The sequence below is a fragment of the Flagellimonas flava genome (assembly GCF_900129665.1).
Lineage (GTDB): Bacteria > Bacteroidota > Bacteroidia > Flavobacteriales > Flavobacteriaceae > Flagellimonas > Flagellimonas flava.
The window spans coordinates 11,912-36,607 of the sequence record NZ_FQWL01000007.1 but is presented as its reverse complement, the minus strand read 5'-3'; the positions used below and the strand labels follow the sequence as shown (position 1 = coordinate 36,607).

19 protein-coding genes are annotated in these 24,696 nt (G+C 42.1%); 6 read left to right on the top strand and 13 right to left on the bottom strand.

Going from position 1 to position 24,696, the window contains the following annotated elements; translation table 11 throughout:
- Position 1: 1 nt before the first annotated feature.
- From BUC10_RS15655 to BUC10_RS15605, 11 genes are all read right to left on the bottom strand, one after another.
- The gene (locus tag BUC10_RS15655) at positions 2 to 2,377 is read right to left on the bottom strand and encodes a spondin domain-containing protein (protein ID WP_073181388.1); all 2,376 of its coding nucleotides are present in this window, start codon (positions 2,375 to 2,377) and stop codon (positions 2 to 4) included.
- Positions 2,378 to 2,479: 102 nt separating this feature from the next.
- On the bottom strand, positions 2,480 to 3,136 hold the full coding sequence (locus tag BUC10_RS15650; RefSeq protein ID WP_073181386.1) for a Crp/Fnr family transcriptional regulator: 657 nt from the start codon (positions 3,134 to 3,136) through the stop codon (positions 2,480 to 2,482).
- 168 nt (positions 3,137 to 3,304) lie between these two features.
- Positions 3,305 to 4,576 (bottom strand): sterol desaturase family protein, encoded by a 1,272-nt coding sequence (locus tag BUC10_RS15645; RefSeq protein WP_073181370.1) that lies wholly within the window; start codon positions 4,574 to 4,576, stop codon positions 3,305 to 3,307.
- A gap of 31 nt (positions 4,577 to 4,607) precedes the next feature.
- Positions 4,608 to 6,899 (bottom strand): FdhF/YdeP family oxidoreductase, encoded by a 2,292-nt coding sequence (locus BUC10_RS15640; protein ID WP_073181509.1) that lies wholly within the window; start codon positions 6,897 to 6,899, stop codon positions 4,608 to 4,610.
- A 111-nt stretch (positions 6,900 to 7,010) separates the two neighbouring features.
- On the bottom strand, positions 7,011 to 7,880 hold the full coding sequence (locus BUC10_RS15635) for an RNA polymerase sigma factor (protein ID WP_073181368.1): 870 nt from the start codon (positions 7,878 to 7,880) through the stop codon (positions 7,011 to 7,013).
- Positions 7,881 to 7,884: 4 nt separating this feature from the next.
- Positions 7,885 to 8,295, bottom strand: coding sequence for a YybH family protein (locus tag BUC10_RS15630; protein WP_165614921.1), 411 nt, complete (start codon positions 8,293 to 8,295; stop codon positions 7,885 to 7,887).
- Between the two features lie 161 nt (positions 8,296 to 8,456).
- A complete protein-coding gene (locus BUC10_RS15625) occupies positions 8,457 to 9,299 on the bottom strand; it encodes a sugar phosphate nucleotidyltransferase (protein WP_073181360.1) in 843 nt (280 codons plus the stop codon).
- A 5-nt stretch (positions 9,300 to 9,304) separates the two neighbouring features.
- Positions 9,305 to 10,363, bottom strand: coding sequence for a mevalonate kinase family protein (locus BUC10_RS15620; protein WP_073181359.1), 1,059 nt, complete (start codon positions 10,361 to 10,363; stop codon positions 9,305 to 9,307).
- 17 nt (positions 10,364 to 10,380) lie between these two features.
- The gene (locus BUC10_RS15615) at positions 10,381 to 11,769 is read right to left on the bottom strand and encodes a Gfo/Idh/MocA family protein (protein ID WP_073181358.1); all 1,389 of its coding nucleotides are present in this window, start codon (positions 11,767 to 11,769) and stop codon (positions 10,381 to 10,383) included.
- An 80-nt stretch (positions 11,770 to 11,849) separates the two neighbouring features.
- Positions 11,850 to 12,542: a LytR/AlgR family response regulator transcription factor gene (locus BUC10_RS15610; protein ID WP_073181507.1), complete on the bottom strand. Its 693-nt coding sequence runs from the start codon at positions 12,540 to 12,542 to the stop codon at positions 11,850 to 11,852.
- A gap of 4 nt (positions 12,543 to 12,546) precedes the next feature.
- A complete protein-coding gene (locus BUC10_RS15605; protein ID WP_084732687.1) occupies positions 12,547 to 13,545 on the bottom strand; it encodes a sensor histidine kinase in 999 nt (332 codons plus the stop codon).
- Positions 13,546 to 13,755: 210 nt separating this feature from the next.
- Between BUC10_RS15605 and BUC10_RS15600 the strand changes: the two genes are divergently transcribed.
- Complete coding sequence (locus BUC10_RS15600) at positions 13,756 to 16,143, top strand: TonB-dependent receptor (protein ID WP_073181355.1); 2,388 nt, start codon at positions 13,756 to 13,758, stop codon at positions 16,141 to 16,143.
- An 80-nt stretch (positions 16,144 to 16,223) separates the two neighbouring features.
- Here BUC10_RS15600 and BUC10_RS15595 read toward each other — a convergent pair whose 3' ends face one another.
- On the bottom strand, positions 16,224 to 18,848 hold the full coding sequence (locus tag BUC10_RS15595; RefSeq protein ID WP_073181354.1) for a valine--tRNA ligase: 2,625 nt from the start codon (positions 18,846 to 18,848) through the stop codon (positions 16,224 to 16,226).
- A gap of 196 nt (positions 18,849 to 19,044) precedes the next feature.
- Here BUC10_RS15595 and BUC10_RS15590 point away from each other — a divergent pair, with 196 nt between their 5' ends.
- Positions 19,045 to 19,434, top strand: a complete 390-nt coding sequence (locus BUC10_RS15590; RefSeq protein ID WP_084732686.1) for a DUF1573 domain-containing protein — start codon at positions 19,045 to 19,047, stop codon at positions 19,432 to 19,434.
- A gap of 50 nt (positions 19,435 to 19,484) precedes the next feature.
- Here the strand turns inward: BUC10_RS15590 and BUC10_RS15585 are convergent, their stop codons facing one another.
- Positions 19,485 to 20,819: an aspartyl protease family protein gene (locus BUC10_RS15585; RefSeq protein WP_313786120.1), complete on the bottom strand. Its 1,335-nt coding sequence runs from the start codon at positions 20,817 to 20,819 to the stop codon at positions 19,485 to 19,487.
- A gap of 150 nt (positions 20,820 to 20,969) precedes the next feature.
- Between BUC10_RS15585 and BUC10_RS15580 the strand changes: the two genes are divergently transcribed.
- The 4 genes from BUC10_RS15580 to BUC10_RS15565 all read left to right on the top strand — a co-directional run bounded on the left by BUC10_RS15580 (position 20,970) and on the right by BUC10_RS15565 (position 24,690).
- On the top strand, positions 20,970 to 22,163 hold the full coding sequence (locus BUC10_RS15580; RefSeq protein WP_073181352.1) for a pyridoxal phosphate-dependent aminotransferase: 1,194 nt from the start codon (positions 20,970 to 20,972) through the stop codon (positions 22,161 to 22,163).
- Positions 22,160 to 23,173 (top strand): UDP-N-acetylmuramate dehydrogenase, encoded by a 1,014-nt coding sequence (murB, locus tag BUC10_RS15575; RefSeq protein ID WP_073181351.1) that lies wholly within the window; start codon positions 22,160 to 22,162, stop codon positions 23,171 to 23,173. The genes BUC10_RS15580 and murB overlap by 4 nt, the downstream gene beginning before the upstream one ends.
- A 195-nt stretch (positions 23,174 to 23,368) precedes the next feature.
- The gene (locus BUC10_RS15570) at positions 23,369 to 23,935 is read left to right on the top strand and encodes an RNA polymerase sigma factor (RefSeq protein ID WP_073181350.1); all 567 of its coding nucleotides are present in this window, start codon (positions 23,369 to 23,371) and stop codon (positions 23,933 to 23,935) included.
- Positions 23,932 to 24,690, top strand: coding sequence for an anti-sigma factor domain-containing protein (locus tag BUC10_RS15565; protein ID WP_073181343.1), 759 nt, complete (start codon positions 23,932 to 23,934; stop codon positions 24,688 to 24,690). Before BUC10_RS15570 ends, BUC10_RS15565 begins: the two co-directional genes overlap by 4 nt.
- Positions 24,691 to 24,696: the final 6 nt, after the last annotated feature.

Genomic DNA, 24,696 nt, shown 5'->3' with positions numbered 1-24,696 from the left:
CTTATTGAGGTTGGATATCAATCTTAACCAGATTGTATCCCCCTCTTGGATCTCTTAGGTATACCACACCGGGACCGTTGTTATAGGTTCCCTTTCCAAACTGGACATCTTCCAACTCACTTACCCTTCGAATAGTGGAATTTGCATCTGCAGGCCCGTCATCCAAAACAGATTGTCTTGGTGCTTGATACATCCCAAAACCAACAGGCTCGTCTACTTCGGTTCCGGCATCAAAAAGATAGGACTCATCACTTTCGGAAGTTCCTGAAAATGGGGTTCCTGCCTCATCGAACAAAGCAACACCATTATTGTTATAACTAATAAACCAATCGTTGGTCTGTACCAGCATCGTACCAATACCCAATTTGTAATCTTGTCCTTGCGGAACATCGATGCTGAACGACAAGTATTCTCCCGGACCTATTGGAGCAGTCTCATTGCTGGCGGCAACTGGCAACCCTAAATCATTAAAGTATGAAACTGCCACGGCATTGTTTCCATCCTCGGCCAACTCTTCCAATCCGCTTTGCGGATTCGTTTCTCCTCCTTGAGAAAAGAAAGGATCACTTTCGGTGTTAAATGCATATACAAGTCCAGGAGAGAAAACACTTAAGGAAGAAGCCAAACGCAAGGGAGAACCATTGGTTCCGGTTTCCATAAACCAGTTGTACAACTCACCTGGCATACCATCTTCTGCTATGCGCTCAAGACCCACTCCCCTATCTTCTTGACCTAAGGTGAACAAGGGCTCTGGGAGTGCATGTAATACCGCAATACCGGGAGTGACCACAAATCCATTAGTAGAACTTGCCGGTTGACCTCCATCTGGAGTGTTAATTGCTGTAATGGTAAGCGTAAAGGTACCCGCAGAACTTCCATCCCCATTGGCATAATCCAAAACTGCGGTTATATAGATATCACCTGTATCCCTTCCATCCACCAATCGGACCAACGGATTCACATCGGCTGGACCAACATTGGTGCCCGCTGGAGGAAATGTGGCGGCATCATTATCTGCTTCTGTTCCCAAGTCATATAGCGATAACTTATTTGCAATATCAACCCCGTTCAGGGCTTCTCCATTTGGAAAAAGGTCAATTCCGGCCAAGTCCGTAGGCGCCAAGAACCAATCATTGCTATTCCCCATCATGGTTACCGGGGTTAGTTTAGTCCCTGGTACGGCCTTAAATGAGATTTGATATTGTGCCCCATTTGTAGTCAATGGTCCTGGGCTTCCTGCTCCCACCGGAGTAGTGAACGTGTGTACATTTAAGTAATTGATGACATTGCTTATGGTAACATTAAATGTTGTGGTCTCTACCGGAGTATCATTGGCAAAACCTAAGGAAGGGTTTACCTCCTGAGCCCAATCCGAGGCTTCATCCCCTTCTCCATCATATTCTATACTGTAGCTGTCCAACTGAACCGTGGGAACGTAGGTTCCGGCAGTCCATATTCCGGCCTCAACAGCAACATTTTCCCTTGCACTACCGGCAGCGCCCCACTGCACGAAGTCTACTATGGCTTCGGCACTTGTAAAGGCATCATTTGAATAAAGACCCAAGCCACCTTCTGTATCTGGCAACTGATAAGGAACCACTAAGAATTCGCCAGCAGCCAATTCAATTGAGCCACTTTCAGGAGTAACATTACCTAATTGCACATAAGTCCCAGGGCCAAGGCACAACCAATAGGAACTAAGGTCTACCGCAACAGTTCCGTTATTGTAGAATTCGACCAAATCCCTGCTACCATATTGCACTTCGTTGATTACAATAGATCTAATTTCTTCTGGTACTGTCAACACGTTGTCCTCGCCAATGGTTACCGTGGTAGTTTCGGACCAATTTGCAGCTCCGGTACCGTCACCATCAAAAACTATGGTGTAATCGGCATTTCCCATTACAGGTACAAATTCACCAGCAGTCCAGATTCCAGCTGCGACGGCTACGTTCTCTCTTGCGGTTGCATCTGCTCCCCACTGCACAAAATCAGCCAAAGTAGATGCATCGGTAAAATCTGAATTATCAGTATAAAGACCCAAACCACCTGTGGCGTTTGGCATCTCATAGGAAACGGCCAGATAAGCTCCAGAAGCAAGTTGTAAATTTCCATCCACCGTTAAATCCCCTATTCGTCTATAGGTGTTAGGGCCAAGGCATAAAAAGTAATCGGAAAGATCCACAGTTTCTTCACCACTATTTACAATTTCCACCCAATTTCCAAGGTATTGCACCTCATTGATCCTAACGTTTGCCTCAATGGTGGGTTCGGGCTCGGGATCCGTGGGAATTTCTCCAATAAGTTCTCCGTCGTCATCTGAACATGACGCCAAGATTCCTGCAAGCAGGAGTGCTTTGAATAGATTTCTTTTCATAATTTCTTTTTTTAGATTAATTATGATCAAAACTACGCTGAAGCACAAATGAAAAACGGTGATCAAAATCACCGCTTTTTGTTAAAACCTTATTAAATCCCGTTATATTTTCGTGATACTTTCCGTATCCAAAAGCTCAATACATCGCTTGTGCTGGGACAATATCCCTTTCTTTTCAAGCTTTTTGGTGGTTCTGGAGATTACTTCCCTTGAGGTTCCCAAGTCCATGGCAATCTTGGAGTGGGAAAGATGTACCATACTACTATTGGTTCTCTTGCTCTTCGCAATAAGATAGTTAAGCAGTCGTTCTTCTATCCCGTAGCAGACAATTTCCTTGGTAGTGCGAAGGAGGTCCTCAAAATTGCGTTGATAATCATTGATCAATATTCTAGCAAAGGTGGGATACTTGATGAACCACTCCTTGACCTTGTTCACGGGAAGGGTCATCACCAAGGTATCTTCCTCGGTAATGGCCGAAAACTGAATCGGCTTTGGGTCAAAAAGATGGTTAAAGCTCAGAATGCAGGATTCCCCTGAGTTGATGTAATAAAGTAGAAATTGCACATCCTCTTCCTCTGCGAACATTTTTATCTGCCCTTTTAAGACCACAGGTAGAAAGTTTAAGTATGCGCCTTGTTTTACAACATAGGTGCTGCTCGCAAATTCATGATAGGTACAGCAGGACTTGATTTCCTCAAAAAGGCGTTCTTCAAGAACAGGAAAGCAATCTTTTATGTAGGCGTGATTTTCGTTGGTCATTAAAATGTACGCTTTAAGTTCAAAAAGGTTGGGTCTGAAAACTCTTGACCGACTTGGAATATATACCGCAACACATCGGACCAAATTGTAAAAACCTCTTATCTATAGACGTAGGTACCACCTTGAACCTTACGATATCGGGTAGAAAATAGAAGGTACTTGGGAAGATTAAATAGCCAATTTTTCCCTGTTTTTGGATCCTTCCTCTAAATACGTAAAGTAGATTCCCCCGAACAAAGTAATTACAAAGTAAACCGCCACCAGATAACTTCCCCAGTGAATATGGGCGTTTAATCCAAACCAGTCATTGGACAAAAAAAGAAGGGTCAATCCCGCTGTGCTTCTAGCCATTTCAATCCAAACCGCATATTGCGAACGATCCATAAGCGAGGTATATCCATAAATTCCAGCAAAAATAAAAGCTCCAAAACCCAATAATCCATTGAAACCAATTTCGCTGTAGTTGTAGAACATGAATAGCATTAGGGAGGTATTGGCCAAGAGTTGAAAAATAGCATAGCCTTTTAGGCTTTTGGATGCCGCGGGCATGTATTTCTTAAAGTCGTATACATTTTCAATCACGTCAACCGGGTATTTTTCCTTGACATCCTGAGGACGCCAACCTGTGGGCATGAACCAAATCCGTAACTTATCCACGTAACTTTTGGTACGCCAAGCATCCTTTATCAACCTCCAGATATGTTGAAAGTTAATTAGGATAGGGTTCCAGGTGTGGGCAGGCTTCAACACCCCATATTGTGGGGGCACATCCTTCAACTCTTCCTGAAACGTTCCAAACATGCGATCCCAAAAACTAAAAATCTGTCCAAGGTTTTTATCAATGTATTCTGGATTTATGGCGTGGTGCACTCGATGTTGGGATGGCGTAATAATGATATACTCCAACCAACCCATTTTACCAATATGCCTGGTGTGGTACCAGAATTGAGCAAATAAATGTAGCGGTCCCAATATGGCCACAACCTTATGGGGAATTCCAAGCAAGGCTGCCGGAATCAGTAAAAACGGAAAATAAACAAGCAGATTGGAAATGGATTGTCGCAACGCACAAGCCAAATTAAACTCTTCGCTACTATGGTGAATTACATGTTGATTCCAGAAGAAATTGATGCTATGGCTTAGGCGATGGTTCCAATAACCCGCAAAATCTAGGGCCAAAAATGCCACTATCCAAACGAACCAGGTCAATTTTATCTCCGTCAGGGCCAAATGCTCCAATAAGTACGGATAGCTGATCAAAACCACACCCAATCCCAACGAATCTTTTACCACGTTGGTCAAACCAGAGCTCAAACTGCTTACGGTATCCATTACATTATGCATCTGATTTTTAATAAAATACCCGTAAAGCACTTCAAAAAGAACCAGTCCAACGAAAAAAGGGATTGCGTACAAGAGCGCGGTAGCGTAGGTTTCCATGATTTTAAAGATATAAAATTCAGTGAAATGTTTAACCTTGGTACTCCTCTACCTTGACCACAATAGATTTGCTTACTGGAGTCTGACTTTGGTCTGCATATAAATCTATGGGCACCAAAACATTGGCCTCAGGAAAATACGAACATAGATTGCCTGAAGGAATGTTATAAGGTATCACTTTAAAATGCCTTGCCCTTCGTTCTTTACCATTGTAGTTGCTGATCAGGTCCACCACCTGCTCTGATTTAAGCCCATGCCGTGTCATGTCAGCAGGATTCATAAACACCACCCGCCGTTCTCCATGAATGCCCCTATACCGGTCATTTAATCCATAAATGGTAGTGTTGAATTGGTCATGACTCCTTACGGTCATAAGTACAAATTCATCCGCCCCAAGTCTATGTTCAGGCAATTTGCAGATAGAGAATTGGGCTTTCCCTCCGGGAAGTTTGGAAAAGTCTCCCGCCCTAGCATTATTGGGTAGATAAAATCCGGAGCCTTTGGATTGTTTGGAATAGTCGGCATATCCGGATAAAACCTTGGAAATTTTTTCGCGAACAAGTCCATAATCTGTTCCAAAACGCATCCAATCAATGGGGCCACTATTCCCAAAAAATGCAGTGGCCATGCTTGCCACAATTTCGGGTTCGCTTTTCAGGTTATCACTTGCTGGTTTTAACCTTCCCTTGCTCTGATGAACCTTTCCCATACTGTTTTCCACGGTTACAAAACGTCCATTGTCTTGTTCAGTTCTGCCCAATGTGGGTAGAATCAATGAAGTTTTTCCAGCTGTTAGGTGCGTTCTGTTCAATTTAGTGCTTACCGAAACGGTAAGTTCGCAATGTTGTAGGGCTTCTGCGGTATACTCTGTATCAGAGGCAGCAGAAACAAAATTTCCCCCCAGTGCTATGAACACCTTGGACTTTCCGGAATGCATTGATTGAATGGCTTCAACGGTATCCATACCCTGTTTCTCTGGCGGGTCAAAACCAAACTCCTTTTTTAAGGCCTGATTTAAGGGTTTGGACACATAATGCATAATACCAACACTACGGTCTCCCTGTACATTGCTATGTCCCCTCACGGGACAAGTTCCAGCACCTTTCTTTCCAATGCTTCCCTTTAGTAAGAGCAGATTCACGCATTCCTTAATGTTTTCAACCCCATTTTTATGTTGGGTAAGCCCCATGGCCCAGCAAATAATTATGCGCGATTCAGTCGCCAAAACCTCCACCGCCTCGTCCACTTTTGAAGATTCCACACCACAAAGTGCCAATAGCTCATCTTCGCTATAACCTTTCAAGTCTTCCAGAAAATCTTCGTAGCCTTGGCTTTTTTCGGTAATAAAATCTAAGTCGAAAACCGTATTATCGGTTTTTTGCCTTTTCGCCAATCGTTTCATAATCAGCTTTAATAGGGAAACGTCTTGATTAATCTTAACCTGCAGAAAAATATCCGTCAAGGCGGTTCCCTTTCCAAGAATACCATTAAGTTGTTGAGGGTTCTTAAACCTGTTCAGTCCGCTTTCGGAAAGTGGATTTACTGTAATGATCTTACCTCCCTTTTCTTTGCACTTTTGAAGTGCGGAAAGCATTCGGGGATGATTGGTCCCAGGGTTTTGTCCGATGACCATGACCACCTCAGCTTCTTCAAAATCTTCCAAGACCACAGAGCCTTTCCCTATTCCAAGTGTTTGGGAGAGTGCAACGCCACTTGATTCATGGCACATATTGGAGCAGTCCGGCATATTATTCGTTCCAAAAGCTCTGGCAAATAGGCCATAAAGAAATGCCGCTTCATTGCTAGAGCGTCCTGAAGTATAAAAAATGGCCTCATCCGGATGGTTCAAAGTCCTTAAATGTTCAGCGATCAATTCAAAAGCAGCTTCCCAGGAAATGGGTTCATAATGAACCGAATCAGGTCTTAGGACAAAGGGTTCGGTAATTCTACCACTTTTACCTATTTGAAAATCCGTCCATTGAGAAATGGCCTCCACGGAATATTTTTGGAAGAATTCGCGGTCTGCACGCTCAAAGGTGGTTTCCTCTGCAATGGCCTTGACACCATTTTCACAATACTCGCCCAGCTTCGATGGTTTTTCAGGGTCTGGCCAAGCACAACCAGGACAATCAAAACCCTCTTTTTGGTTCATGCGCGACAGGGTCTTAATGGATCTAAAAAGTCCGGATTCTTTGCGTACATGTTCCAAAGCTACTTTTATAGCTGGCACTCCAGCCGCATATGCCTCCGGTTCTGTTACTTGTAAATCAGAGAAGTTTATATCACCAATCGCTGAAATCTTGCGTTTTACTTCCTTAGCCATATTCCTTTCTGGTTTATCCTTAAAGATAGGCATTGCTTCCCAGTTTCAAATCAACAAAAAACCTCTCTCCGTGTAGGTCTAGAACAGATTCCAACATACGACGGACGAATTCTAGTTTAGGTCATTCAAATTAAAGGTCGTCCGTATAGTTTCATTTGACAGCAATTTTTTAATGGACTTCATTTTATCCGGACTCTTAAGAAAAGGGTGTTCCCGATATAGTTTTTGATATTCCGAAAGCACCTCATTGGAGTATGCATCCACTTTTTCCTCCACCACCTCATTGATTTGGCTAAGCATATTTTTTTGAAAATGAAGACTGTCCGGATCCACATATCCCAGCTTAATAAAGCCTGCGGTTTTGCGATGACACCTACAAGGATTGGCTTTATTGATAAGACCACATTTGTGGTTCATAAAATTGTACAGCTGTTTCTTGGCTCGATGCAACTTAATCCTAAAGTTTTCCTTGGAGATTTCCATAATGGCCCCGCCAATGGTATCCGGAAACCCAAAAAGCTCCCCGATGATGTAGACAAGGCGTTGTTCCCTATCCAAACAAAGCAACATACCTTTCATGCAACTGATCTTGGCTTCATTGACCAGAAGTTTTTCTTCAACTTCAAAAGTGTAATTGGAAAGGGATTCATCCGGCAACTGATCCAATCCATTTCCGAATTCTTCAAAAGTTGGCGGATTGATCTCATGTTTCCCTCTTTTCATATTGAGAAAATGATTCTTAACGATGCGGTACATCCAGGTCTTAAAACTACTGTCCCCTTTAAAGGAATCAAGCTTTGTGATCACTTTAATCAATACTTCCTGTGTAAGATCGGCCGCTTCGTTTGGGTCACCCACAAAGGTAAGGGCCACATTGTATATATAATCTTGATGTTTGATCACCAATGACTCTAAAGAGGCCTTATCTCCAGACAAGGCCTTTTTTATAAGAAGTGAATCTGAAAGATTTTTGTTCTCCATCTGGCTATTGATTCAAAAGAAAGCTACCATGAGGGTTATCAAAGATAAGTAACCATCTACCATCTTTCTGTCTTCTCAGATTGGCAACTGAAAGTCCAGTTTGCCTTATAGGGGTTCCATCTGGAGCCTTTCCGGTCATAACCCATGGAGCAATATGGGTGGCCGCGTCTCCGTTCACAAAAACCTCATGCCCGTTGGGGTATGCAAATTGTGGGTTAATGCCGAAAGCCCCAAGGAACATTTCCTTTAAAATTTTGACGTCCCTGACCGGAGTCTCTGGCTCAAAAATAACCAGGGCCCCATCCTCATAACTCGACATTACACCATCAATGTCTTTATCGTTGAATGATTTGGTCATGGACTCAATGGCATACAATACTTCTTGTTGCTCTTTCGAAATTGAAGTTTTCATCATCTTTTGTTTTTGGGAATTCATAGTTGTGGTAAATCCTAGGCCAAGGGCCATTACCATGTAAATGTGTCTCTTGTAAATCATAAAATTCGCTTTATGACTTAGACACTTCCCAAAACCCGACTGTTACAGTTTGATAATGAATCGGAAAAACAATTGGAGCATTAAATCTCAAAAAGCTTGATGTCTTCCGCACTGGTAAGATCAGGAATGTATTCCGATCTTGGAATGCAGTAAACGCTTTCCGAGTTATCTTCTACCATATTTCGGACAGCAACCGGAAGTTCCTTTTCCTTACGTTCTGGATGTATTGGACAGTTTTTGAGGTAGGGATAAATATCACTTCCCAGAAAACTGAAAATATTCATACTTACCCTAAGTGCATCGGTTGAATCCCGATAGTCATTTACGCGATTCTGTTCCGGTTTTTCGATAATTCCTTTTAAAAAGCCCTCACTTGAAATGTCCATCAAGGCAAATTTGGCAATCCGCTCATCAGAAAAACGCAAGCCCTCACTGCTATAACTAATCAGTGCATTGGACGCTTTTCTAGGTTGTCTCAAATCTTCCAAAGCCCCGATTGCGTATAGGTTGTCCCCATTGCAAACCGTAAACGTCTTGGATTTCAGTTCTGGATATTGTTCCATGCATTGTTCCAATGCATCTGCAGTACCCAAAGGTTTTTCACGACCTTCAGGAATCTCCTGTATGGCGAAGTGAACCAAAATTCCTTGATACTTGTTATTGCTTTGCTGGTCCCCAACCACATCCTTAAAACCTTCATTTTCCTTACTCGTAATAAGGTACACATGTTTGTAACCAGCCTGAACGGCATTCCTAATTAGATAGAAAAGTAGTGGCTTTCCATCATCACCAAGGGGAATTAGGCTTTTATGTAATTTCTGGGCCGCGTTTTTAGTTGCTTCATCCAAATTGGCGGTTTGAAGACTTCTCTTCATTCGGGAAGAAGCTCCACCCACCATGATGATCAAACTCTCATTTTGCATAGCTATTACTCGTTATAGGTTATATTAACTTCATATGCTGACTTTGCCCCAGCTTCCAAAAAAGCTTCAATTACACTTTGGCTAGTTTCTTCTGATACAAGTGCCACCATACATCCACCCCCGCCCGAACCAATGATTTTAGTCCCCAATGCACCAGCTTCCCTAGCAGCTTCCATCATTTCAGCCATAGGCTTAGGTGTATTTTGGATTTGGTTTTGAAGTATATTTTGATGCTTGTCCATCAATGACCCCAAAATCTTGCTGTCCGGTTCCGACTTTAAGAGCTCTGCTTTGGCGGTGAGGGTAATGTTATAGTTATGCACTGCGGCATACCAGTGATCCTGATATTGTTCTGGCACCAGGTGCTTATAAGTCTCATAGTCCTTTACAGTAGCATTATCCATATTGAATTCTGGATGTTTCTCTTTCACTGCCAAGATTGCATTTTGGCCATAAACCCTTCCATTCTTAAGCACATCCAAAGTTTGCTTTGGCAATCCTGACTCGGCTACAACCATCTTTCCCAAATTGGCATTTAAGGGCTCCGTTCCTCCCTCCTTGGTCTCAATATAAAGCAATCCCCCCTGGGCAATGGAATATTGATCCATTAGCCCTCCAGGCTGCTTAAAATAGATCACTTCCGCTTCATAGGCCCATCTACCAATTTGTTTGTTATCCCAGGAAAAATCCGCTTTTTGGGAAGCCAGCAAAAACCGAATCCATGCTACGGTAACGGCTGAAGAACTTGATAATCCGGCGTTGACCGGGATATCGCCTTGGACTTCCAAATTGTAACCTTTATTCAGCTTAAGTCCGTATTGTTTCAACACCGACATTGCAGACCGAAAGTAATCCCCGTTTGGAATTTCTTGCAAGGGGTCATCCAAATCAATGCGAATGTGTTTTCCAATATCGTTGAGTGCAATCGAAAAACAGGCATCCTCATTAGGGGAACCGGAAATATGAATATATCTGTCAATGGCTCCAGCAATAACTGGCAAGCCCAAGTAATCCTGATGGTCGCCGTAAAAACAAATGCGTGCGGGCACCGAAATCTTAATCATGAATCTATTTGAAAGAATTAGGCAATTATATGTAAAGGTTCTGTGGTTTTCCAGTTGCCCCTTGTAAAATCTGGAAAGGGCTGGGGGGAGCCTCCGCTAGCAACGGAACGTTCACTTAGTGGTGCAACGGCACTCCAATAACAACCTTCGTAAACATTTTGATCTAGCGGCAGTCCCTTTTGAAGACATTCAACAATGCGATAGACCATGATACCATCCATGCCTCCATGACCACTTCCTTTGGCTTTTTGGTTTAGTCTTTTATACAAGGGATGGTCATATTTTTCATATACCGCAGCCAGCTGTTCATCTTGTGCCCATGAATGGTGATCTTTGGTTACGCCTTCCACTCCTCCCTCTAGGGCCACCCTGGTTGGAAAACCAGTTAATGTGCCTTTGGTCCCTTGAATCAAATTAAGTCTGCTATAGGGCCTAGGACTGGTCTCATCCCATTGTACCATAACGGTTTTCCCCAATTTCGTTTTAATTATTGAAGTATTTAGATCCCCGCCTTGATAGTCCAGTTTGTTCCATTTATGGTCTTGTGGATAGTTTTTCTTCGCGTAGGCCTCCCTACCAAGAGCTGGTGTTGAAAAAGAGACCAAGCTAGCAAAGTTATCCTCCGTTCGACCCAGATTCATATATTGGGCCACAGGTCCCAAACCGTGGGTTGGATATAGGTTTCCATTTCTTTTGGCATAGTGGTAGGTACGCCAAGAGCCTGTCCCCCGCTCCTGCTCTTCCATCTGAAATCTAAGTTCATGGATGTAGGCGGCTTCCCCGTGCATAATCTCACCAATTGCTCCTTGTCTGCACATGTTCAGAAACATAAGTTCATCCCGACCATAATTCACATTTTCCATCATCATACAATGCTTCTGGGTACGCTCAGAAGTATCCACAATATCCCACATTTCATCCAAGGTGACAGCAATGGGCACCTCAACAAAAGCGTGCGCCCCTTGCTTCATTGATTCGATGGCCATTGGCGCATGATTGAACCAATTGGTTGCAATAAAAACCACATCAGGTTTTACCTCTTTCAACATGGTTCGCCATTTATCCTCTTCCCCCCAATATTGAGCTATATCTTTATGCCTCTCTTCACTAGCCACTTCCCTAACCCAGCCAACTTTCTCCTTCACAAGGTCCTCGTAAAGATCACATATGGCCACCACCTCTGTTCCCTCCAAAGCTGCAAAGAATTTGAGATGGGTACCCCCTCTGGCTCCAACACCAATAAATGCTGCCTTAATGTTTTCCAGTTTGGGAGCTGCAAAGTTCCCCATATATAAGGATTGTGAAGGTCTTAGGGTGGCTGCCTTTAACGTTCGGGGTAACAACGAAATTGCGGCAGCGGACAAGGATGTTTTCCTTAGAAAATTCCGCCTGTTAATACTTTTCATATAATGTAATGGATAAGGTTGTGAACCGCGAATTTACACAAGAAGGTCCACAAAAAAGTATAGGGGTGTTAATTTTTATACTATTCCAGTACGTTTTTTATAAAGTGCTCCTTAAACGCCCTACCGATGGGAATTCTAATACCTCCTAAAAGATGGATTTGGTTACCCACTAGCTTTTCAATCTTTTCCGTATTTACAATATGGGATTTATGCACCCGGATAAATTGTTTTTCAGGAAGATTCTCTAGCCAATGGCGTAATGGCTCATGTGATAAATACTTTTTTTCCTTGGTCACCACTTCGGTATAGTCGGAATCCGAATCGATGTGCAGAATAGCATCCAACCAAATCTTAACATGCTCGTGGCCGGACTTGATGTATAGATAGTCTTTTGTTTTTTCTTTTACTTCTCCTTCAATAAGGTTGTTTTGTGTAGGGACCTTGGCAACCGCTTTTAAAAACCTTTGAAACGAAAAGGGTTTTAACAGGTAATCTACAACATTAAGGTCATAACCCTCCAGTGCATATTCGGAAAAAGCGGTCGTGAGGATTACATTGGGAGGATTGGGTACTGTCTTTAAAAACTCAATTCCTGAAATCTTTGGCAAATGGATATCCAGGAAAAGTAGTTCAACCTGTTCCGATTTCAAGAATTCCATTGCTTCCAAAGCATCTGGAAATACCCCAACCAAGTTAAGAGAGCCCACATCCGATATAAATTTTTTCAGGATTCGTTGGGCCGGTGGCTGATCTTCGATAATGACGCAGTTCATTCCATTATGCTTTTTCAAGTTCCATGGTCAAAATCACCACAAATTGATTGTCCTTTTCCGTAATTACCAGTTTGTGTTTGCCGGGATACAAAAGTTGCAATCTCTTTTTTACGTTTTGCAAACCTATGCCCTTGGCAACGGAATCCATTCCATCTGCAGGCTTATAATTGTTCCTACAGCTAAGTTCCAACTTATTTTTATCCTGACGTAGCCCAACCTCGATTTCTATATCGGAAGACTGACCAGATTGGCTATGTTTGAACGCATTCTCAATAAAAACGATTAAGATAAGAGGGGCAATTTTATAATCTGACTTAATCTTATCCGAGGTAAACCGAACATTTCCCCTCTCTTCAATCTGCAATTTGGACAATTTTATAAAGTTACCCAGTTGCTCCACTTCTTTTTTTAACGGAACATAATCCTCCTTGCATTCGTATAGCATATAGCGGAGCACTCCGCTCATTTCCAAAATAATTTCAGGTGTTTTTGGTGAGTTCTCCAGCGCATAGGAGTATAAGTTGTTCAGATTGTTGAATAAAAAATGGGGATTTATCTGCGACCTAAGGAATTGAAGTTCACTTTCTTTTACGGTTGTTTCCAGCTCATCTATCTGGCGTTGCTTTTGTAAAGCATCCCATCCAAATTTGAATCCACTTAAGATGGCCATTACCGGAACTACTTCGGCCAAGGAATAGAAAACCCCTGGGAATCTGCTTGCCCTTCGGGTTCCTGGGAACAAGATTTGTTCCAAAACCAATTCTTCCAACAGGATTAGGGTGGCTATAACTAGAAGAACACTCCCAAAGAATGCCCAATATTTTTTTTGATAGAGGAACTTAGGCATTAGATAGTAGTTGATCACGGCAGCTGCCAATACATAGGTCAGAAAAAAAACCACCTCGTGAAAATCCACCCCTGGATGATATCTGTCGTATGAATAAAACAAAAAGACCAGTAGATGGAGTGCAATCTGAAATAAGAGTTCTTTTCTAGCTATCAAGTCCCCATTGATTTAAAGTAGGTATAAAACTATTCGATATTTGTTAAGAAATAAAAAGTTATGCCGTGAACAACCATATTGTTTCCTCCAACGACATTTTGCATTAAATTTTCCCAAACCTTGTTGATTAGGGCATAAGGCTTGTTGTTCACAGAATTTGCTTCCCGTTTTTTCCGATTCCATGCCATATTTGGGTAAGCAAAACAAATTATGAAATTGAATTGGTCCATATATTATAACTACCTGTTGGTTTTAGTGGCTTTTTTTTCTACTTCTGTAGGCCATGCGCAGAACACCCAAATTACTTTTACCGGAAAGGTGGTCGATAAATCCACACAACAAGCGGTTGCCTATGCCACAGTTATGATTGCCGATAATCAAACAAAAAAGGCAATTTCCGGAACCACCACTTTGGAAGACGGGTCGTTTACGTTGGAGACCACAGCATCCAATTTTTTCATTGAGGTTAGTTTCATAGGCTTTGAGAAACGGATTATAAGGCCCAAGTCGCTCATAGGTCCTAGAATCGATTTAGGCCGGCTTGAAATTCAAGAAGATGCCCAACAATTGGAAGAAGTTGTGGTAGAAGGGGAAGTTTCCAAAACTGAGTTTAAACTGGACAAAAGAGTTTTTAATGTAGGCAAAGATCTAAGTAGTGCTGGCGCCAGCGCCTTGGACGTACTCAACAATGTGCCCTCGGTCAATGTAAACATTGAGGGACAAATCAGTCTACGCGGAAGTCAAGGGGTGCAGGTGCTTATCAATGGAAAACCTTCCATTATTGCGAGTGATGAAAGTAATGCATTGGGAACCATCACTGCAGATATGATCGATCGGGTGGAAGTCATCACCAATCCCTCAGCCAAGTATGATGCGGAGGGTACTTCAGGAATTATCAATATTGTTATCAAAAAGGAGGAACGCAGAGGGCTCAATGGCTCTATATCGGTAAACACAGGCGCTCCTAATAACCATAGCATTGGGATAAGCCTCAATAAAAGAACCGAAAAACTCAATCTTTTCACCCAAATTGGTGCAGGATATCGGGAGCTTCCAAATGATATAGAAAGTAGAAATTCAGATTTGATCAATGACACTGCTGTTTTTACAAGTGGCGAGGAATTTCGCAACGAAGCTTATTACAATTTTGTGCTTGGCACCGATTATTATTTAAGCTCCACGAGTGTTCTGACACTTTCTGGAAATTTCGCTCTTGAAATTGAAGATCAACCATCCACCACCAATTTTTCATCCTTTGAGGGAAACAATATGACTTCGCAATGGGAGCGCACTGAAATTACGGATGCCACAAATCCCAAATTTCAATATGAGCTTCAGTATAAGAAAGATTTCAAAGGCGATGAAGATCATGTGCTGCTTTTCAGTGCCTTGGGCAATTTCTTTGGTAAAGATCAGTCCTCTGAGTTTACGGATACCACCATTTCCGGGCTTGATAATGATGACGCTCAACTCACCCGAACCGATTTCAAGGAATCTGTATTTACCTTCAAACTTGATTACACAAAGCCCTTTTCCGAAACCCTTACCCTTGAAACCGGTGCGCAGTATGTGTTCAATGATGTCAGCAACGACTTTGAGGTCCAAGATTGGATCAATGGGACATTTGTTGTAGATCCTGGACTGACCAATATTTTTGAGTACGATCAAAAGGTGCTTGGTCTATATAGCACCGGGGCCTATGAAGGTGAAAAATGGGGATTAAAAGCTGGGGTCCGGATGGAGCAGACCAATCTTAATACACTGCTGGCCAACACTGGGGAGGATAACGAACAGGATTACACCAATCTATTTCCCAGCTTTCATTCATCTTACAAGTTTTCGGAGCGGGTTTCGCTCCAGGCTGGATATTCTAAACGGATTTACCGTCCTAGGTTATGGGATTTAAATCCTTTTTTCAATATTCGAAATAACTTTAATATCCGTCAAGGGAATCCCGATCTTTTACCGGAATTCACCGACTCCTACGAAGTAACTGGTATATTTTTTATTGGAAAAACAGCTCTAAACTTAGGGGTTTATCATCGGTATACCACTGATGTGATTGAAAGGGTTTCCTCCTTTGAAAATAATGTGAATACTACCAGACCAGAAAATATTGGTACCAATGCAACTACTGGTGTTGAATTCAACACCAAATACAGTCCGGCAAAATGGCTCACTTTTAACGCCGACTTCAACTATAGTCAGTTCTCAAGAGAAGGTGTTTTACAGGATATTGACTTCGATTTTAATGCGAACCGTTGGTCTTCAAAACTGATGACCAAATTGAAACTTCCCGCAGAAATTGATCTCGAGGCCACTGGAAATTACCGATCAAGGTATCAAACCGTGCAAGGTGAAATCAGCGAGAACATCTTCATGGATTTGGGACTTCGTAAAAAATTGATGAAGGGCAAGGCCATTCTGAACCTCAGCATACGTGATGTTTTTGCCTCCCGTATCAATGAGAACCAGATTGCGCAAGCCGATTTTGAAATTTACAATCGACGCCAAAGAGGTCGTTTTGTGGCCTTTGGATTCAGCTACGGCTTTGGCAAAGGTGAAGCCATGCAGTATTCTGGGGGGCGTAGGAGATAATTCCAAGAGCCAAGAGTCAAGAGTCAAGAGCCAAGAGCCAAGAGCCAAGAGTCAAGAGTCAAATTAAACCGTACAAACGATTAGCCCAGACTTGCCAGGCTTTTCTCCAAGGTCTCTATCTTAGCTTCGGCGTCCGCAGCCTTTTTCTTTTCAATGGCCACTACCTTTTCCGGTGCATTGTTAACAAAACGTTCGTTGCTCAGTTTCTTTTGAACCGATTGCAAAAAGCCTTTGGTGTAGTTCAACTCTTCTGTAATCTTCTTGATCTCAGCCTCTATGTCAATGGCCCCAGATATCGGAATAAAATATTCATTGCTCTTTACCCTAAAACTAAGTGCTCCCTCCAAACTGGATTTTACGGATTGTAATTGGGAAACATTGGCCAACTTGGTAATAATGGCATCCATTTGACTACTCACTCCTTCACTATTTAGCACCGAAAGTTCCAGGACCTCCTTCTGGGGAATGTTCTTTTCCTTTCGAATGGTACGCACCCCTGAAATTACCTCTGTGGCAAAATCGAAAATCGTGATCAAGTTGCTGTCCACCCTTTCAATTTTAGGCCAGGAAGCTACAATCAGGGCCTGTTCCGGGGTTCTTTTAGCAATATGCTGCCAAACTTCTTCGGACAGAAACGGCATAAATGGATGCAAAATCTTAAGGTTCTGTTCAAACAAGTGGATTACAGCCTCGAACGTTGTTTTATCAATAGGTTTTTGATAGGCAGGCTTTACAATTTCCAGTAACCACGAGCAGAAATCATCCCACACCAACTTATAAATGGCCATTAAGGCGTCTGAAATACGGTATTTTGAGAAATGATCCTCAATCTCGGCCAAAACCTGGTTGAACCTCGCCGTGTACCATTCAACACCAATTTTCGCCGCTTCGGGTTGTGGAATATCCGCTATTTCCCAGCCCTTCACCAATCGGAAAGCATTCCATATTTTATTGGCAAAGTTTTTTCCTTGCTGGCATAGTGCTTCATCAAACAACAAGTCATTACCCGCTGGCGAACTCAATAGAAGTCCCACGCGAACCCCATCAGCACCAAAATCCTCGATCAACCGAAGGGCATCTGGGGAATTTCCAAGGGACTTGGACATTTTCCGACGTTGTTTATCCCTTACCAAACCAGTTAGATATACGTTCTCAAAAGGTCGCTTTCCTTGGTATTCGTAACCAGATATTATCATCCGAGCTACCCAGAAAAATAGAATATCCGGTCCGGTAATCAAGTCGCTGGTTGGATAATAGTAGTTGATTTCTTCATTGTCAGGGTCCAAAATACCCCCAAAAACACTGATGGGCCATAGCCAAGAAGAGAACCAAGTGTCCAATACATCGGGGTCTTGGCGTAAATCTGATGCCTGGGTATTCGGTTTTTTGGATCTGGCTTTATCAAGCGCCTCTTCCTTGGTTTCAGCTACTACAAAATCTTCCTTGCCATCGCCATAATAATACGCAGGTATCTGCTGTCCCCACCATAGCTGTCGGGAAATATTCCAATCCCGTATATTTTCCATCCAATGGCGATAGGTGTTTTCAAACTTTTTTGGATAAAGCTTGATATCGTTTGTCTTTAAAACCCCTTCAAGGGCCGGTTTTGCCAGGCCCTCCATTTTCAGGAACCACTGATCGGATAACCTAGGCTCAATGACGGCCTTGGTACGCTCCGAAGTTCCAACTTTGTTGGTATGCTGTTCGGTTTTTACCAAATATCCCTTTTCCTCTAATTCTTTGGAGATTTCTTTACGAACAACAAACCGATCTTTTCCTTCATAATGCAATCCATATGAATTCAAGGTCGCATCCTCATTGAAAATATCAACCACTTCCAATTTATGTTTGTCCCCCAGGTTTTTATCATTTTCATCGTGGGCCGGTGTGACCTTCAAACATCCCGTTCCAAATTCTACGTCAACATAATCATCCTCAATAATGGGTATGATTCTGTTGCATATAGGAACAATGGCTTTTTTTCCTTTTAGATGTCGGTATCTTTCATCATTTGGATTGATACAAATGGCAGTATCTCCCAAAATCGTCTCCGGTCTTGTGGTGGCTATGGTAACTTTCTCATTTGAACCTTCAATCGCATAGGCCAAATAGTAAAGGTTACCCTGTCTTTCCTCATAGATTACCTCTTCGTCCGAAAGAGTCGTTTTAGCTTGTGGGTCCCAATTGACCATTCGGTAACCTCTGTAAATCAGTCCTTTTTCATATAAATCCACAAAAACTTTGATTACCGAGGCTGACATATCGTCATCCATGGTGAACTTTTTGCGTTTCCAGTCCAAAGAACAGCCCAAACGCTCTAGTTGTTTGAAAATAACGCCCCCATATTCATGGGTCCAGTCCCAAACATGTTTCAGGAATTCTTCCCGGGTAAGGTCTGATTTTTCAATACCCTCTGCTTTCAGTTTGGCCACAACTTTGGCCTCTGTAGCAATGGCTGCGTGATCTGACCCTGGTACCCAACATGCATTTTTACCCAAAAGGCGCGCCCTTCTAATAAGTACATCCTGAATAGTATTGTTGAGCATATGGCCCATATGCAAGACTCCGGTTACGTTTGGCGGTGGTATTACTATGGTATAGGGCTCCCTATCATCGGGTTTTGAACTAAAAAAATCATGCTTTTTCCAGTAATCGTACCACTGTTTTTCAACCCTTTTGGGCTCATATTTTGATGGAATTTCCATTTTTCGGTATAGTTTTTGTCTTTTTAGAACCGGATTGGATTTTTGAAGGAGAGTCGCAATGTTAATTTAACGCTATTCTTCGGCTGAGAGCCAATTCCGAAATACGAAACAAAAATAAGTAACGTTATTACATAACAAAAGAATTTTGGAAGCAGGTGTGAAAACATTTATTTTTGAAATTCACCCAAAACTAGAAATGATGAAAAAAACTGTACTCATGTTGTTTGTAGGGCTTCTTTCTTTAGGAGTTTATGCCCAAGATGCTGCAGCAAAGATTGAATTTAAGAGTGAGACCATTGACTATGGTGAAATTGCAAAAGGCAGTGATGGTGTTAGAGTATTCGAATTTACCAATACGGGTTCTGCCCCTTTGGTTATCAGTAATGTTAAGTCCAGCTGCGGGTGTACCATCCCAAAAAAGCCAGATGGCCCAATTTTGCCTGGAAAAACTGGTGAGATTCAAGTAAAGTACGACACCAAGAGAGTTGGACCTATACGAAAGGCCATTACGGTTACATCCAACGCTGATACGCCTACCAAGGTGTTGAAAATTAAAGGTAATGTTAAGGCGGAAGGTGCCAAATAAAAAAAGAAGATTATACTAAAAAAGCCCCGGAAATCCGGGGTTTTTTGTTTTTAATCAAATACCTTTTTGAGCACAAAGGAGAACATCAAATCCGTGTTGTACCGCTCTATTAGCACTCGAATGCGTTTTCCTTCTTTCTCATTGAGCAGTTTAAGGACCTCCTGTAGCTTGTAGCGATGGATTCGTTTTCCGTTAACGGCCAGAATTACATCACCTTCCTGCAGACCAGCTTCAGCCGCGGGACTTCCCGCCCTAATCCCCGATACGATAATTTCAGGAACCAAACTCAATCTGGTTTTGTTTTCAAGTAAAATCTGAACATTTCCAAAGGTAGAATCATCATCTCGTACGACTCCCGTAAAATCCGCAATGCTTTCCGCGATATAACGCAGTCCATTATGCTGAAGTTCTATTCCCGCCAGGTTGTATTGGAACGGGGCTTTGAAATTTCCATTCTTTTTTAAGGTAACCGTTCCCCTTCTATAGTCAAAAATCATGTTGAAACGCTTCAGGATCTCACCACCAACACTTCCGTTTCTATCTCCCCAGTTCTGAATGGAACCAAACGATTCACGATACGGAAAGGCGGCCTTGGCATCCTTCAACTCGAAATCCCCTATCTTGATTCCATTTACCTTGGTACGTTTTCCAAAAATGTCGCCACTAAGTCCCCTACCCAGATAATCTTCATAATTTTTTTCGGGTATTTCCAACCCCTTTTCAGGAGCATGGAACAGCCATAGGGCATCGCTACTGCCTGTATCCACCAATAACTTTACAGGGACATCCTCCTCATCCTTGAGCAATACCGCCCCATCCACATAGGCCTTTTTGCGTTCAATGGTCAATGGTAGCGTTTGTGATTTTCTATTCTTTACGTGTTTATACAAGCTTGGATTATGCAGTTTGATGCTTCTTCCACTGTAATTGACTTCCACAATAAAATCCCGGAACAAATCATATCCCAAAATTCCGTGTACCGGTATACCTAAAGAAGTTGAAAAATTTATATCCTTGTCCAAGACCACATACAGGTCTTGATTATAATTTTTGGCCTTGCCCAGCTTAAAAGCGTTTCCTTGAGAACTAAGGGCTTTCATAGGCTCACCATCTCCCAATCCCCTAATTGTGACCTCGGACACATTATTAATCTGCACCGAATCCTGGTCTGAAAGGTTAAAGAGGATGGGTTTACTAACACCGGAATCCAACACAAAAGTAAGCTTGGATCCATTGATTTCAACAGGAATGATAATGAGGTTGTTGATAAGCTCAAAGTTGATTTTCTGAAATTCCTGATCATTTGGCAATTTGAAGCTCTGTGCCGAAACCATAAATGGCAACAACATTAAAAGAAGTGCAATAAAACCGAGGATTTTCTTCAAATTACTTGCTTCTAGTGGGTTATCCTTCTTAAATATACAAAATATTGAAAAAAGATGATTCTAATTTAACATTCCGACAACGGTTTAAATAATACGGTAAGGAGTTGTTTGCAAGAATTGGTTTTCCCATTTTTGCGTAAAATTTTGTGCATGCCCAGTATATCAAAAAAAGGAAGGCAAATGCCGGCTTCGCCCATAAGAAAGTTGGTTCCCTACGCCGAAGCGGCCAAAAAAAGGGGTACTAAGGTCATTCATTTGAACATTGGTCAACCTGACATTAAAACCCCTGAGATTGCTCTTGACGCTGTTCGCAATCATACGATTGAAGTGCTTGCTTATAGCATGACGGAAGGCTCTGAAACCTATCGAAAAAAGATTGCAGCCTATTATGCCAAAAATTCGATTGCCGTGAGTGCCGATGATATTATAGTTACCACGGGAGGTTCGGAGGCGCTATCATTTGTAATGGGCACCATAATGGATGCTGAGGATGAAATTATTATTCCGGAGCCGTTTTATGCCAATTATAATGGATTTGCCACAGCACTTGGAGTTAAGGTAGTACCAATTGCTTCAAGTATCGAAAGTAATTTTGCCTTGCCGCCCATTGCGGAATTCGAGGAGCTTATTACCCCAAAAACGAAGGCCATCCTAATTTGTAATCCTGGAAACCCCACTGGTTATTTGTATAGTAAGGAGGAGATTCAACAATTGGCAGAATTGGTCAAAAAACACAATCTGTTCTTGGTGGCGGATGAGGTATACCGGGAATTTGCTTATGACGGTAGGGAACATTACTCCATTTTACGTGAACCTGGATTGGAAGACAGGGCGATTATGGTTGATTCGGTCTCGAAAAGATATAGCATGTGCGGCGCACGGATAGGCTGCTTGGTTTCCAAAAATCAAGAAGTCATCCAAACCGCATTAAAATTTGCCCAAGCCAGATTATCCCCACCCACTTTTGCGCAAATAGCAAGTGAAGCCGCTTTAGACACGCCCCAAAGCTATTTTGATGCCGTGAGCAAGGAGTATGTGGAACGAAGGGATTTATTGGTAGCTGAACTTCAGAAAATTGAAGGGGTCAAGGTTGCCGTACCCCAAGGAGCGTTCTACTGTGTAGTGGAACTACCTGTATCCAATTCGGATGATTTTGCCCAATGGCTTCTGGAAAAATTTGAAATGGATGGTGAAACCGTTATGGTAGCACCAGCAGCTGGCTTCTATGCGACCCCGGGATTGGGAAAAAATCAGATCAGAATTGCCTATGTGTTGCACAAAGATCAATTAATAAAAGCAGTGCACATCCTTGCAGCAGCCTTAAAAGAGTACAACGTCCAGTGAACATTCAGGAAAACATATCCTTAAAACACCATAATACCTTCGGAATCGATGTAAAGGCAAAATCCTTTGTGCAAATCAACGGTTTGGTACAATTGCAAAGAGTATTGGAGCTAAAGGCGTATCCTGAAAAGTTTATTTTGAGTGGTGGAAGCAATGTGTTGCTGACCAAAGATTTGGATGCCTTGGTAATGCACATCAACTTAAAGGGCATTTCAATTGTTGAGGAGACCAATGACGAAGTCATTTTAAAGGTCATGGCCGGCGAAAACTGGCACGAACTGGTACTGTGGACCTTGGAGCGAGGTTATGGAGGGTTGGAAAATCTGTCGCTCATTCCTGGGAACACCGGAACAGCGCCCATACAGAACATTGGGGCCTATGGTGTTGAGTTAAAGGATGTCTTTGTGAGCTGCGCCGCTATGGAAATTGAAAGTGGGGAATTGGTTGCATTCGATAAAGAGTCCTGTAAGTTTGGATATCGGGATTCTTTCTTCAAAAATGAAGGAAAAGGCAAATACATCATTACCTCGGTAACTTTTAAACTTACCAAGGGAAATCATCAGTTGCATACAGGTTATGGTGCCATTGAGGAAGAACTCAAAAAAAATAATGTAATATATCCCACCATTAGGGATGTTTCCGACGCTGTTATAGCCATACGACAAAGCAAATTACCTGACCCTAAAGAGATTGGGAACAGTGGAAGCTTTTTTAAAAACCCGGTAATCTCAAAAAAAACGTTCGAAAAACTAAAAAAATCGCATCCAAAAGTTCCAAGCTATAAAACGGATGAGGGATTCAAGATTCCGGCTGGTTGGCTTATTGAACAATGTGGTTTTAAAGGAAAACGATTTGGCAATGCCGGCGTGCATGAAAAACAGGCGTTGGTATTGGTAAACCTTGGTAATGTCACTGGACAGGAAATCCTTGAGTTGGCTGAAAAGATACAGGAAGAGGTTTTGAATACCTTTAAAATCAAGATTACACCTGAAGTTAATATCATAAAATAACCCCTGCATCAAAGTGAAAACAGGGGTTATACCAAACCAAACTAACCAAATTTTAAATACTTATATATGTATAATGTCTTTATCCTATATTTTAACGCAGGCCAATAATCGTTTTTCTAACTTAGCGTTACTGTATATACGTGATAAAGTTTATTTTAGATTTTCGCCCCCGAAAGTTTTACCAAACAACCTAGTATGAGTACACTTATTGAAAGACATATCGTGTCATTACTTGCCGAAAAGGACGATAAAGCCATTTCGTTACTGTACGACAACTATGGTGATACGCTCTTCGGTGTGGCCTACAAAGTGGTTAAGGATGAGGATTTGGCCCAAGATGTACTCCAGGAGAGTTTTGTCAAAATCTGGAAAAAAGCGGATTCCTATGATGCTTCAAAAGCTAAACTATTTACATGGCTCTTTAGAATTACCAGAAATACGGCCATTGACAAACTAAGGAGCATAAACAATAAAGCCGATAAAGAAGTCCAAATTGATGTTTCAGACGTATATAATCTAGGAGTAAGCGGCATAAGGCCCGAATTTATGGATGTCCAAGAGAATCTGGACAAGATTGAACCTAAGTACAAAATTGTGTTAGAGGCCCTATTTTTTGAAGGGATGACACAACAGGAAGCCAGCGATGAACTGGATATTCCGTTGGGTACGATCAAATCAAGACTTAAAATCGGCCTTAGGGAACTTGGAAAAATCTATGGGACTTCAATGACCCTGCTGCTACTGATAAATTTGCTGACATGAAAGAAAAAATACACAACTTTTTAGATTCCGATATTCTGGAAAAATACCTTGTGGGCGATACCACCAAGGAAGAAGCGCTTAAGGCGGAGCGCTATATTGCGATGTATCCGGAAGTAAGGGAAACCTATAATCAGCTCCAGGACAATTTGGAAGCTTTCGCCAAAATGTATGCGCGCAAGACACCTGAAGGGCTTAAAGAAATCATTTTACATAGTGCCAAGAAAGAAAGGACGACAAATCGAAGGTTCTATAGGTATGCTGTTGCAGCCTGTATAGCCATTATGGCCTTTGCCGGATCTTCCTATTTCTTCTGGAATCAGAACCAAAGCCTTCAAAAGGAAAATACCTATGTGACCAACCAGATAAAGTATCTGGAGGAAAACATGAAAAATCAGTTGGAGGATGTTCGAAATCAATTTATTGTGCTCAACAATCCGGCTACCAAAAGGTATAACTTAATGGGCAAGAAAGAAGGAAAAGAGCTTAAAGCCATCGCCTACATCAATCCCGTGAAGAAATTGTCTTACATCAACGTGAGCAATGTTCCCGAACTTCCCGAAAACAAATGTTTCCAAATGTGGGCGGAAGTCAATGGAGAATTGGTAAACCTAGGGGTAATCAAAGAGTTTGACGACAAAGACAAGCTGTTGGCCCTCCCCTATGCCGAGAATGCCATTGGGTATATCACTATTGAGCCTGAAGGTGGAAACAGTGCCCCTACAGTGCAAAACATTGTAGCCAACATCAACTACTAAACTTCT

Bases quoted from the DNA above. Each gene is read 5' to 3' on its own strand.
- BUC10_RS15655 (WP_073181388.1), bottom strand. From the start codon at position 2,377: ATGAAAAGAAATCTATTCAAAGCACTCCTGCTTGCAGGAATCTTGGCG.
- BUC10_RS15650 (WP_073181386.1), bottom strand. From the start codon at position 3,136: ATGACCAACGAAAATCACGCCTACATAAAAGATTGCTTTCCTGTTCTT.
- BUC10_RS15645 (WP_073181370.1), bottom strand. From the start codon at position 4,576: ATGGAAACCTACGCTACCGCGCTCTTGTACGCAATCCCTTTTTTCGTT.
- BUC10_RS15640 (WP_073181509.1), bottom strand. From the start codon at position 6,899: ATGGCTAAGGAAGTAAAACGCAAGATTTCAGCGATTGGTGATATAAAC.
- BUC10_RS15635 (WP_073181368.1), bottom strand. From the start codon at position 7,880: ATGGAGAACAAAAATCTTTCAGATTCACTTCTTATAAAAAAGGCCTTG.
- BUC10_RS15630 (WP_165614921.1), bottom strand. From the start codon at position 8,295: ATGATGAAAACTTCAATTTCGAAAGAGCAACAAGAAGTATTGTATGCC.
- BUC10_RS15625 (WP_073181360.1), bottom strand. From the start codon at position 9,299: ATGCAAAATGAGAGTTTGATCATCATGGTGGGTGGAGCTTCTTCCCGA.
- BUC10_RS15620 (WP_073181359.1), bottom strand. From the start codon at position 10,363: ATGATTAAGATTTCGGTGCCCGCACGCATTTGTTTTTACGGCGACCAT.
- BUC10_RS15615 (WP_073181358.1), bottom strand. From the start codon at position 11,769: ATGAAAAGTATTAACAGGCGGAATTTTCTAAGGAAAACATCCTTGTCC.
- BUC10_RS15610 (WP_073181507.1), bottom strand. From the start codon at position 12,542: ATGAACTGCGTCATTATCGAAGATCAGCCACCGGCCCAACGAATCCTG.
- BUC10_RS15600 (WP_073181355.1), top strand. From the start codon at position 13,756: ATGAAATTGAATTGGTCCATATATTATAACTACCTGTTGGTTTTAGTG.
- BUC10_RS15595 (WP_073181354.1), bottom strand. From the start codon at position 18,848: ATGGAAATTCCATCAAAATATGAGCCCAAAAGGGTTGAAAAACAGTGG.
- BUC10_RS15590 (WP_084732686.1), top strand. From the start codon at position 19,045: ATGATGAAAAAAACTGTACTCATGTTGTTTGTAGGGCTTCTTTCTTTA.
- BUC10_RS15580 (WP_073181352.1), top strand. From the start codon at position 20,970: ATGCCCAGTATATCAAAAAAAGGAAGGCAAATGCCGGCTTCGCCCATA.
- BUC10_RS15570 (WP_073181350.1), top strand. From the start codon at position 23,369: ATGAGTACACTTATTGAAAGACATATCGTGTCATTACTTGCCGAAAAG.
- BUC10_RS15565 (WP_073181343.1), top strand. From the start codon at position 23,932: ATGAAAGAAAAAATACACAACTTTTTAGATTCCGATATTCTGGAAAAA.